Consider the following 12,104-nt stretch of genomic DNA (forward strand, 5'->3'; position numbering starts at 1 on the left):
AAACTGTGGGCAGCCCTGAAAGGGGCTGCCCACAGCAGTAACATAGATGGAATGAGGGAGACATGGGCAGTTGGTCGCAGTTTAGTGTTTCTGCCCCCTCCTTTTGGTCTTAGTTAAAGACCGCACCTGGATTGTCGAGGCTGTCGGAACCTTCAACTTCGATCGTCGTCAGGCCCAGTGTGGCAACCGCGCGTTCAATCGAACGTGTCTGATCAACCAGACCATCAATGGCTGCCTGGACGATAGCATTGCCGACTGTGTTGCCCGCACCGATCATCTGGTCATAGGCTTCTACGCTTTCAGCACGGGTTTTCATCGCAGCCATGGCGGTAACAGTTGCATCAAGCTTGGTAACAAGCTCTGCATCAACCGCAGCGTCGCCAGCCTTAACCAGATCAGAAACGGAAGGGCCTTTTACCGCTGTACCGTCAATGCGTTTGTAGGCACCAAGATAAACATTCTGAATACCCAGTTGATCGTAGTAGTGGGAATTGTGGGTGTTGTCAGAAAAGCAGTCATGCTCTTCTTCCGGGTCATTCAGCAGGAGACCGAGTTTCATGCGTTCACCAGCCAGTTCACCATAAGACAGAGAACCCATTCCGGTCAGTATGGCTGTAAGCCCAGCAGCAGGATCGTTCAGCAGTGTTGTTCTGGCTTCTCCATCTGCTTTCCAGTTGCCGATCATCTCTTCCAGATCAGACATCAGCAGGGTGGAGGCTGCCTGAAGATACTGTGCCCGACGGTCACAGTTGCCGCCAGTGCAGTTTTTTACATCGAAGTCAGTCGCTGGACGGGCACCCGAACCGGCATCATTTCCATTGAGATCCTGGCCCCAGAGCAGAAATTCAATCGCATGGTACCCAGTGGCGACATTGGCTTCGACTTCTTCTGCTTCATGGAGAGTTTCGGAAAGAAGGGTCGGGGTAATTTCTGTTGCATCGATCTCCTTGCCATTGACAGTAAGCGTGGCATTGGAGATGACGTTTACAGTGTAAAGGGCGTTGTCGTCTGACTCTGAGCCGTAAGACGTGTCGACATAGTCGATCAGGCCTTCATCCAATGGCCAGGCATTCACCCGACCTTCCCATTCATCAACGATGGGGTTGCCGAAGCGGAACACTTCTGTTTGCTGATAGGGCACACGGGCTGCCAGCCAGGCAGATCGTGCGGCGGTCAAGCTATCTTCGGACGGTGCTGTGACCAGATTGCTGATCGCACTGTCAAGCGCTTTGGCACTTGTCAGGGAGTCTTCATAACCAGCCAGGGCAATGTTGGCATAGTTGTTAAGAACGTCGGCAGGACTCACAGCTTCTGCCGAGGCAGTGGTGGAGAGACCGGTTAATAGCGCGGCAACACCAGCAAGATGTGCGGTTTTCGTTAATGCATGGCTCAATGTATTTCCCTTTCCTGGACGGGTCAGTTCGCGATGAAGGATCGCCTGAACAACGGCCCTGAAGTATTTCGTCAAATCAACAGATTTTGATTATTACTCGCAACTGCTAACACGAATGAGAATGAGTTGCAATTTTGAATATGTGATTTTTTGGGGAAAGATAGACCTGGCTTTGTTCAAGGATGATTGCAAATTCAGAATTTATTTCACAGCCTTCCCATGAACAAATGAACGGGGCTTTACGGCAACAAAAAAGGCCGGTGTTGCCACCAGCCTTTTAAAATATCGACGATTTCAGACGTTAGTCTGAATCAGGCAAGCCACTCTGGGACTGCACATAGTTTTGAATTCCGATGCGTTTGATCAGTTCAAACTGGGATTCGAGATAGTCGACATGCTCTTCTTCATCGACCAGAATCTGTTTCAGCAGATCACGACTGCCGTAATCCTGAACTGATTCACAATGTTTGATCCCGGCTTTGTAAACTTCAACAGCTTCAAGTTCACCAGCCAGATCAGCCTTGAGGATTTCTTCAACGTCCTCGCCAATTTTCAACTTGTTCAGGCTCTGCAAATTCGGGAAGCCGTCCAGGAGCAGAATGCGGTCAATCAGTTTGTCCGCATGGTGCATTTCCTCGATGGATTCCTTGTATTCGTGTTTGCCTAAGGCTTTCACACCCCAGTCATTAAGGAGCTTTGAGTGGAGGAAATACTGGTTAATTGCGGTGAGTTCGTGGGTCAGAGCAATGTTGAGATGCTCAATGACTTTTTTGTCGCCCTTCATGATGCGTTCCTCAGTTTTTAGCTTTTCAGAAAAGGAAATCTCTTTCCTTACGGGGAGTTGGTCTATCTTTTTAGAATCTTTCCAATAATGTAATTTATCCTGGTTTTTTTTCAAGTATTTTTTGGTTTATTCGACAGGAGTTGTCTGGAGGATTTTAAAAGTATTCGGCCGTGTTGAGTGTTGGAGTGGAGAGGATTGCGCCAATTTTTCTGAGGGCGACCCCGAGCGTTTCTGTTTTTCCCGGGGCCATGATTGATAGTCTTACATGTCTGTTTCCGCAGCCAGGCCGATTGGAAAAACGGTGTCCTGATGTCAGGAGAACGCCAGCCAGCTCAGCCTGCTTGATGAAAAGGTCTACTTTGCAAAGATCAGGGAGCTCGACCCAGGCGTGGGAGTGGCAAAATTTGAGGGAGACCACTTTATCTTCCAGCTCTGCCCGGGTCAGCCGCTCTCTTTCACGCGCCTGGACGAGAGAGGTGTCGGTCATTTTTTGTAAACTGTCGCTGCGCAGAGCCAGTTCAGACGCCGCGACAGTGAGAACAGGGGATACCATCCAGCTCTGGGCCGTGATTCCCTGGGCCATCAGCATGGTGATCTGGGGCGAAGCCACTGATACGCCGATACGCAGAGAAGGGGTGAGGCGCTTGGCCAGGCCGGTCAGGTAAATTGCATTATCCGGAAACAGGGTGGCATAGGGAGGAGGGGCGTCGGGGTAAAGAAAGCCATAGATGTCATCTTCGATAATAAGCACATCATATTTTTTGGCGATCTCGCCAATAAGCTGCCGACGTTCAAGGGGGGTGGTGATGCAGGTTGGATTATGCCCTGTCGCCGTGGTAACGAGCAGACGTAGTCGCCCGGCCCGACAGAGCCGCTCAAAGTCGATTGGATCTATTCCGAAATCGTCGCAGTCAACAATGACACTGGAGAGGCCTGATTGGCTGAGAGCCGCTGAGACGCCGGGATAACACAGGGGTTCCAGACAGATGGTGTCTCCCGGAGAGGTCAGGCGATTGAGCGCCGTGAAAATTCCATTTTGCGCACCATGGTTGATCAATAATCTTTCTTCTCCTATCTGCTGCAGAGAAGCGGGAAGAAAAGCTCGCATCGCCAGTTTTTGTGGCGCGGTGCCATAACCATCGCGATAGGTCATAAGAGTCAGGGAAGAGGCTTTCTCAGCAGTCCGATGCAAAGCCCAGCGCAGCAGATCTTCTCCTTCTTCGTTGGCAATGGCATTCATGGCGAGATCAATAACCCCGAGATCTGCCAGCTTCACATCACTTCTGTTCTGTGCCGGGCGTGGCAGGATGATATCGGCACCAATGCTGGTCTCTTCGCGAACAAAAGTACCGCGACCGACTTCGGCAGTTACCATACCTCTCCGCTCCAGTGCCGCGTATACACGGGACATGGTGCCCAGACTACAGCCAGCTTGCCAGGCAGCATCCCGCAGGGGCGGGAGTTTTTCGCCTGGTCGCAGAGTTCCCTCCCGGATGGCTTGGCGAAAGAGGTTTTCCAGCTGACTATATTTCTGCCCCGTTGCAGGGACATGAGACTTGATGAGAGAAAGAATTGTCATAGGAACAATATAGATATTGTTCAATGAACAATGCAAGCGGATATATGGAGATATCCAAGCTCGTCAGAACCTTGAGAGAGCTTGGGATTTTTACAATATTGGCGGGATCAGAGACATGCTTTCAGAAAACATTTTACCAGCGTGGATATTTGCCGTTGTGATGTCCGGAACACCGGGTCCGGCAAACATGATCCTGATGGCAACAGGCGCGGCCTTGGGGTTTCGCCGGGCATTGCCTTTTACCTGTGGTGTTTTTATCGGATTTACAGTGGTGCTTGCTGTTGCGGGATTTGGCATTACAGCGCTGCTGGATGGCTTCCCGGCTCTGGGGCCGGTGATAACGGTGGGAAGCAGCTGTTATCTTCTGTATCTGGCCTGGAAAATCGCCCGGATTGATTTGAAAAAATCATCGGGAGAAGCGGCCGCCAAATCTGTCGGTTTGATAAATGGCCTGATTGTTCACCCCATGAATCCGAAAGCATGGCTGATGGCAACCACGGTTTTTGCCCAGTTTTCTGATCATTCCAGGCCTGCCTGGGAACAATGGCTGGTCATGAGTGTGATTTTTCTGTTTGGCGGTTTCCCGACCAACTGTATCTGGACCTGGGGCGGGGATCGTTTGATCTCTTCTATCCAGAGTCCGGGGCGACGGTTTGCTGTAAACCTGTTTCTGGCAATATCCACGGTCGCGATTGTTGCCTATATGGCTTTTAATCAGTTCGTCGTGGTGTAGTATCACCCCCATAATAGGGCCGGAAAGTTCTGCTACTCCGGCTCTGAAACAAAAAAACGAGAGAGGAAAACCTCTCCCGTACAGTAGGGTCGATAGAGCTTCTCTGGTCACAAAGTTGGCGGTGACCAGATCGCGAAAACCTCCGGTCCTTCCTTTTTCTGCTCACCGAGCCGGAAAAAGCCGAAGATACCTCATGTGCCGAAACGAAAGACAGTTGGCTATCTTCTGTCCGATACAGGATTGGAAGAAGACTAGGGCGGGGTCAGAAGCTCGGCAATAAAGCGTTGTCGTGCAGAGCAATATTTGTAAATATATTTATCAATTGAAAAAGATATTTGTGAATGTTGTAAAAGATATGGCGCGTCAGATATTTGCAGGGCGAAAAATTCGCCACCTTAGAGCACAGCTGGGTCTGACCCAGGTGGCGATGGCCGGGCAGCTGGGTATTTCTGCGGCCTATCTCAATCTAGTTGAGCATAACCAGCGCCCCCTTTCAAGAAAGCTGCAGAAAAAACTGGAGAGTGTCCTGCCAGTTAAGGAGGGGGAACTCTCCGGGGGGGAGGAAGCAAGAATGCTGTCGGCCCTGGAAGAGCTTTTTTCCGACCCGCTTTTTGATCGTAACCGTCCTGGAGGCGCAACACTTGGTGACTTTGTCGCGGTTCATCCCGAGATTTGCCGGGCGGTACTCAAGCTTTACCGGGCCTTTCGCAATGCGCGCGAGGATCGCCTCAAGGCCCGGGAAAGCCTCTCTGCTGACCCTTACTTTTCGGACACCAGCCACAAGCTGTTGACCCAGCTGACGTCGATACGTTCGTTTGCTGAAATTCTCCAGGATAACGACGATCTCTCAGACCACCAGCGCGGACGTTTTACCGATGTCCTGGTGGACGAGAGCAAAAAACTGACCCTGATGGTTGGGGAGTTGTTTGACTTTATCAATGGTGAGTCTCTGGAATCCGCAAGCCTGAGTGAAACCCCCACGGATGAAGTGGTGGATATGCTTTCGGTTAATGATCATTATTTTCCTGAGCTGGAAGAGGCGGCTGAACAACTGCGGGAAAGAATTGGCAACCCCCAGCCCTATGGACTTTTTGATGCCCTGGTTCACTATCTGGATGAGCAGCTCGGAATATCTGTCGAGATCGTTCCGGTGACAACACAGCCCTCGCTCAAAAGAGGGATGTGGGAACTGGAAGGGGAGGACGGCGGTGTGCTTCGACTGATGGAAACACTTTCGGTCAGTTCGCTGGTTTTTCGTCTTGCCCGGGTCGTTGCCGAAGTTGCCTATGCTGACGTTCTGGAAAAAACGCTGGCACGGGGGCATGTGAGCAGTGACGAGGCCAGGCAACTTTGCCTGAAAGCACTGGGGAGCTATTTTGCCGGTGCTCTGATGATGCCTTACGCTGCCTTTCGCAAGGCAGCTTTTGAATTGCGTCATGATATCGATCTGTTGCGACGGCGTTTCCGGGTCGGCTTCGAGCAGGTATGCCACCGCCTGACCACCTTGCAAAAACCACAGGAAGAAGGGGTGCCGTTTCATTTTGTCAGGGTTGATCTTGCCGGACAGATTTCGAAACGCTTTAGTGCTTCTGGATTAAGAATTCCCCGCTATGGTGTGTTGCCTGCGCAATGGGGGGTCCAGGATGCTTTCCTCAAGCCGGGAAGAATCAGCACCCATTCCATGCGAGCGGAAGACATGGCTATTTATTTTTCTATCACCCGCACAGTGACAAAACCGGGTACCATGGTGGGGCAGGCAGGAAATACCTTTGCCGTCAGCCTGGGGTGCGAGATCTCCTTTGCCCGCCATATGGTTTACGCTGACGGTCTGGATTTCACGCATCCCGACAGTGTGTTGCCACCCGTGAAGAAATAATTGCGCAGAGTAACCCAACGTTCGGTGCTCCGTAGAAAAATGACCATTTGATCGTGATTGTTCCCGTCGTGGCAAAGATAATGCAGCCAAGGTGAAATCTCGCCTTGGCAAATGGCTTGGGCTAACGTTAGTCTGGCGGTAACAGGGAATACAAAAAACAGAGATAACCGGATTGCGGAGAAAGGCAGAAAATGCCTCAAACGGTTCTCGTAGTTGAAGACGAGCCCCATATTGTAGACTCACTCAGCTTTCTGATGAAGAGGGCAGGTTTTGAAGTCTTTATTGCACGCGACGGTGATGCCGCCTTGCGGATGGTGGAAAGCTGCCCACCGGATCTGATGTTGCTGGATATCATGCTGCCCCGGCGGGACGGTTTTGATGTTTTAAAGTCGGTCAGGGCCAATGCAGCATGGCAGGATATACGGGTCATCCTTCTGACGGCCAAAGGTCGTGATGTGGACCGTTTAAAGGGGATGGAACTCGGTGCTGACGATTTTGTCACCAAACCTTTTTCCACCAAGGAAATTGTCCGGCTGGTTCGGCAGCATCTGGGTGTTGAAGAAAAAACAGCATAAGCAAAGCGTGAATTTTAATGTACCCCGTTGAAGGGGGCTTCTTGCTTCTTTAATCGGGGAGGAGACATGAGACGTCCGGGTGAGAAGGCTGATCGGAGTATCGCACTTTTCCTTTTGGCCGTTTTGTTATTTAGTCCTCAGGTTCTGTCTATTTTTAGTCATGACGCTCTATTTTTTGGACTGCCGCCGCTCTTTGCTTATCTTTTTGCGGCCTGGAGCGTGATCATTCTTGCCGTGGGCTGGTCATCCTGGAGAGAACAAGGGGATGATAATCTGCCACGGGAACCTCTTTCGTCGGGTGGCGCGGTCCCCGGGCTGGATAATGTCACGGGCGTGAGCGCACAATTCGTCCCTGAACATGGACTCCCCTCCGGGGTGGAGCCAAGAGAAAGCAGCAATCTTGAGGGGGATGCGGCGTTGGCAGCTTCACAACAGACGATGAACGAAGAAGCTGTCATGAACCAAGAGAATACCTCTATTTCCAAAGAAGATGATCTTTCAAATAAGCCGGAGCCCAGGGATGCTGGTTGACTGGTTTATTGTTCTGGCGGCAATTGGTTATCTATCCATTCTTTTTGCGGTAGCCTATGTTGCAGACAAGCGGGCGGAACGGGGGGCCGGGATAACATCACACCCCTATATCTATGCGCTGTCTCTGGGGGTCTATTGTACTTCCTGGACTTTTTATGGTTCCGTTGGACGTGCAGCTTCAAGCGGGCTGGATTTTTTACCTATTTATATTGGCCCAACGCTGGTTTTTATTCTCTGGTGGCTCGTGATTCGCAAGATTATCCGGATTACCAAAGCGCATCGTATTACCTCAATTGCCGATTTTATCTCCTCGCGCTACGGCAAGAGCTCAAGGATGAGTATCCTTGTTACAGTTATCGCGATAGTCGGGATCGTTCCTTATATTTCCTTACAGCTTAAAGCTGTTGCCATCAGCTTTAACGTGCTCAAGCAGTATCCTGAAGTCATTGTGCCCAGCTATTCGCCGCCAATTGCCACGGTGGCTGATACGGCTTTCTGGGTTGCGTTGGTGATGGCGCTATTTGCCATTCTTTTTGGTACCCGAACCGTCGATAACAGTGAGCATCATGAAGGCGTCGTGGTGGCGATTGCCTTTGAATCCGTGGTTAAGTTGCTGGCTTTTCTGGCGGTCGGGATTTTTGTCACCTATGGCCTGTACGATGGATTTGGGGATCTTTTTGCCAAGGCTTCTGCCTATCCGGAGCTGGTAAAGTTAATGACCTTCGAGCAGGAGGGGGCCTATACCACCTGGGTGACCCTGACCACATTGTCTATGGTCGCGGCAATTTGTCTGCCCCGTCAGTTTCAGGTCATGGCTGTTGAAAATGTCAATGAGCCTGAATTGCGCAAGGGTGCCTGGCTTTTTCCGCTTTATCTCTTGGCAATCAATATTTTTGTCCTGCCCATTGCACTTGGGGGGCTGCTTCAGTTCCCGGGGGGAGTCGTTGATGCCGACACCTTCGTCCTGACTTTGCCGATGGCACATCATCAAGAGTGGTTGGCACTTTTTGTGTTTTTGGGCGGCTTGTCAGCAGCGACGGGAATGGTGATCGTCGCGACCATTGCCCTGAGCACAATGGTGAGTAACGATCTGGTTATGCCAGCTCTTTTACAATTGAAGTGGCTTGGTCTGACTGAGAGAGGCGATTTCACAGGAATTGTGCTCTTTGTCCGGCGCAGCAGTATTCTTTTGATCCTGTTTTTCGGCTATGCCTATTTCCGTTTTCTGGGTGAAAGTGATGCTCTGGTCACGATTGGCCTGATCTCCTTTTCGGCAGTCTTCCAGTTTGCTCCTGCCATGCTTGGTGGCTTGTTCTGGAAGGGCGGCAACCGGTCGGGGGCCTTAACAGGATTGTTCTTGGGCTTCGTTGTCTGGGCCTACACACTCCTGCTTCCTTCTTTTGCCAAATCCGGCATCTTGCCACATTCCTTTATCACAGAAGGGCCATTGGGTATCGAAATGCTCAAGCCCTATGCCCTGTTTGGTCTGCAGGGGCTTGATAATCTCACTCATGCCCTGTTCTGGACGACGGTAGTAAATGTTGGTGCCTATGTTTTTATTTCGCTTTACAGCAAACATTCAGCCCTGGAGCGGGTGCAGGGAGCTCTCTTTGTTGATGTTTTTCGCTATGCAGATCAGGGGCCACGCTCTCAGATATGGCAGGGATCAGCCTTGGTGGAAGATCTGTTTAATCTTCTGGTCCGGTTTATCGGGCGTGCGCGGGCTGATCGCGCTTTCAGCAATTATTTTCGCGACCGGGGGCTGGAACGTCGCCGGGTGACCACGGCAGATGCTGATCTGGTTAACTTCACCGAGCGCTTAATGGCCGGAGCCATCGGAACGGCCTCGGCCAGGGTGATGATTTCCTCTGTCGTCAAGGGGGAGGCTGTACGGATTGAAGAGGTGATGAAAATCCTCGAGGAGACCTCCCAGGTTATCGAATATAGCCAGAGCCTTGAACAGAAATCTCTCGAACTTGAAAGTACAACACGGCAGTTGCGGGCAGCCAATGAAAGGCTCAAGGAGCTCGATCGCCTTAAGGATGAGTTCCTTTCAACAGTTAGTCACGAGTTGCGAACTCCCCTGACCTCCATCCGTTCCTTCAGCGAGATCCTGAGTGACCATCCGGATCTTGACGAAATCGAAAAAAGCAGATTTCTCCGGATCATTGTTAAAGAGAGTGTACGTCTGACCCGCTTGATCAACCAGGTGCTGGATCTGGCCAAGATTGAGGCCGGGCAGATGGAATGGGTGGTAGAAAAGCTGGACGTGGCCCGGGTCATCGAGAACTCGGTGGAGGCCATGAGTGCTTTGCTCTCAGAGCGAACTATTCAATTGGAAAAGGATATCTGGGCCAATCTACCAGCGGTAAAGGGTGACAGGGACCGCCTGATGCAGGTCATCGTCAACCTGCTTTCCAATGCGGTGAAATTCTGTGATCCGAAAAAGGGGCGGGTCAAGGTCTCGGTACGCAGGTCAGGACCAGAACTCGTGGTTCTTGTCTCGGATAACGGCCGGGGCATTCCCTGGATCTCCAGAGAAAAGATATTTGAAAAATTTCATCAAAGCCGGGAAGGCCTGACAGATAAACCTCATGGTACCGGGTTGGGGTTAAGCATTTCACGGCAGATCGTCGAGTATTTTGGCGGACGTCTTGAACTGGTTGAATCAAGTAGCAAGGGATCAGTCTTTGGTGTTTTTCTCCCTGTAGAAGAAGACCAGGAGCAGATCAGGGCCGGAGAGTGAGGGCGCGATGAGTTTCTCTGAACTGAATTGATGTAAAGAGAGCCTGCGCGATAAGATTGCACCCGTCGGACTGATGGGGTAAAACCGCTCCAGTGCAGTGATCTGCAAAAGAGATAACACCTTTTCTGGAGCGCCGAATGGCATCATATCAGTATATCTATCAGATGGACGGGGTCTCAAAGACCTTTCCTGGCGGTAAACAGGTTCTGAAAAATATCCGTTTGAACTTCCTGCCCGGCGCCAAGATTGGTGTTCTCGGTCTGAACGGTTCGGGTAAATCAACATTGATGAAAGTCATGGCTGGCCTTGATACCGAAATCAACGGTGAAGCTCGCGCGGCCGACGGGGTGAAAGTCGGATATCTGTCGCAAGAACCGGCACTTGATGCTTCAAAGACAGTTGCGGGGAACGTTTTTGAGGGAGTTGCAGAAACCAAGGCGCTGTTGGAAAAGTTCGAGGAAATCAGCGCGCGGTTTGCCGAGGTTGATCCCGACGAAATGGATGCTCTGATCGAAGAGCAGGGTGAGCTGCAGGAGAAAATTGACTCCCTTGATGCCTGGGATCTGGACCGCCAGGTTGAGATTGCCATGGATGCGCTGCGCTGCCCGCCAGGGGATGCCGATGTTTCCAAGCTTTCCGGTGGGGAGCGCCGCCGTGTCGCCCTCTGTCGTCTGCTGCTTTCCAGTCCTGACATGCTGCTGCTTGATGAGCCGACCAACCACCTTGATGCTGAATCAGTGGCTTGGCTGGAACGTTTCCTTGAGGAATACAGAGGGACCGTGGTCTGTGTAACCCATGATCGCTATTTCCTCGATAACGTTGCGGGCTGGATACTGGAGCTGGATCGTGGGGAAGGTATCCCTTACGAAGGGAATTACTCCAGCTGGCTGGAACAGAAACACAAACGTCTGGCGTTGGAAGAAAAGCAGGAAAGCGCCAAACAGAAATTCCTTAAGGACGAACTCCAGTGGGTACGTCAGGGAGCCAAAGCGCGTCAGACCAAATCCAAGGCTCGTTTGCAGGCCTATGAAAACCTGGTCCAGGAAGAAAGTCAGCGGGCACCGGACCCGGGCCGAATTGTTATTCCACCTGCGCCGCGGCTGGGCGATCTGGTTATTGAAGCAACCAATATTGGTAAGGCTTTCGGCGATCGTTTGCTTGTTGAAGACCTCAGCTTCAAAATTCCGAAAGGGGCGATTGTCGGGATTATCGGACCTAACGGTGCAGGTAAAACCACACTCTTCCGGATGATCACCGGGCAGGAAAAACCTGATAGCGGTACGCTGAACGTCGGTGATACTGTCGAAATCGGCTATGTTGATCAGAGCCGTGATGCCCTGGCTGCAGACAAGACTGTCTGGGAGGAAATTGCGGATGGTCTGGATATTATCGAGATTGGCAAACACACCTATCAGTCCCGATCTTATGTTGGTGCCTTTAATTTCAAAGGCGGCGACCAGCAGAAAAAAGTTGGACAGCTGTCTGGCGGTGAGCGTAACCGTGTTCATCTGGCAAAGATGTTACGCAAGAGTGCAAACGTTATTCTGCTCGATGAGCCGACCAACGATCTTGATGTTGATACTCTGCGGTCTCTCGAAGAGGCCATCCTTGAATACAGCGGCTGTGTCCTCGTGACGTCGCATGACCGCTGGTTTCTTGACCGTATCGCAACCCATATCCTTGCCTTTGAGGGTGATAGTCAGGTCGTCTGGTTCGAGGGGAATTATGAAGATTATGAAGCCGACCGGAAGCGTCGCCTTGGAGCTGCTGCTGACCAGCCGCACCGGATCAAGTACAAGCCCTTGAAAAGGTAACAACTCGGTTGATTTAAAAAATTGATTGTTTGAGAAAGGCCCCGGTATCGTTCCGGGGCTTTTTTTTGAAGCG

At 51.3% G+C, this 12,104-nt stretch carries 9 protein-coding genes; 6 read left to right on the forward strand and 3 right to left on the reverse strand.

The features are described from left to right. Window positions 1-109: 109 nt before the first annotated feature. The 3 genes from B152_RS0111445 to B152_RS0111455 all read right to left on the reverse strand — a co-directional run bounded on the left by B152_RS0111445 (window position 110) and on the right by B152_RS0111455 (window position 3,756). Window positions 110-1,393: an imelysin family protein gene (locus B152_RS0111445; protein ID WP_020592561.1), complete on the reverse strand. Its 1,284-nt coding sequence runs from the start codon at window positions 1,391-1,393 to the stop codon at window positions 110-112. A 301-nt stretch (window positions 1,394-1,694) separates the two neighbouring features. Next, window positions 1,695-2,177 (reverse strand): bacterioferritin, encoded by a 483-nt coding sequence (gene bfr / locus B152_RS0111450; RefSeq protein WP_020592562.1) that lies wholly within the window; start codon window positions 2,175-2,177, stop codon window positions 1,695-1,697. Window positions 2,178-2,331: 154 nt separating this feature from the next. Then, window positions 2,332-3,756 carry an aminotransferase-like domain-containing protein gene (locus B152_RS0111455; RefSeq protein ID WP_169337416.1) on the reverse strand — a complete coding sequence of 475 codons (1,425 nt, stop codon included), beginning with the start codon at window positions 3,754-3,756 and terminating at the stop codon, window positions 2,332-2,334. Window positions 3,757-3,871: 115 nt separating this feature from the next. Between B152_RS0111455 and B152_RS25340 the strand changes: the two genes are divergently transcribed. From B152_RS25340 to ettA, 6 genes are all read left to right on the forward strand, one after another. Then, a complete protein-coding gene (locus B152_RS25340; RefSeq protein ID WP_020592564.1) occupies window positions 3,872-4,489 on the forward strand; it encodes a LysE family translocator in 618 nt (205 codons plus the stop codon). Between the two features lie 337 nt (window positions 4,490-4,826). Continuing rightward, window positions 4,827-6,365: a helix-turn-helix domain-containing protein gene (locus B152_RS25345; protein WP_157231049.1), complete on the forward strand. Its 1,539-nt coding sequence runs from the start codon at window positions 4,827-4,829 to the stop codon at window positions 6,363-6,365. Between the two features lie 191 nt (window positions 6,366-6,556). Continuing rightward, window positions 6,557-6,940 carry a response regulator transcription factor gene (locus B152_RS0111470; protein WP_020592566.1) on the forward strand — a complete coding sequence of 128 codons (384 nt, stop codon included), beginning with the start codon at window positions 6,557-6,559 and terminating at the stop codon, window positions 6,938-6,940. Window positions 6,941-7,006: 66 nt separating this feature from the next. Further along, entirely contained in the window at window positions 7,007-7,471 is a 465-nt protein-coding gene (locus tag B152_RS23440; protein WP_020592567.1) for a hypothetical protein, read from the forward strand. After that, entirely contained in the window at window positions 7,461-10,217 is a 2,757-nt protein-coding gene (locus tag B152_RS0111480; protein WP_020592568.1) for a sensor histidine kinase, read from the forward strand. The genes B152_RS23440 and B152_RS0111480 overlap by 11 nt, the downstream gene beginning before the upstream one ends. Before the next feature lie 137 nt (window positions 10,218-10,354). Beyond that, complete coding sequence (gene ettA / locus B152_RS0111485) at window positions 10,355-12,031, forward strand: energy-dependent translational throttle protein EttA (RefSeq protein WP_020592569.1); 1,677 nt, start codon at window positions 10,355-10,357, stop codon at window positions 12,029-12,031. The last annotated feature ends 73 nt before the right edge of the window (window positions 12,032-12,104 follow it).

Origin of the sequence: Kiloniella laminariae DSM 19542, assembly GCF_000374005.1 — a bacterium.
GTDB classification, from domain to species: domain Bacteria; phylum Pseudomonadota; class Alphaproteobacteria; order Kiloniellales; family Kiloniellaceae; genus Kiloniella; species Kiloniella laminariae.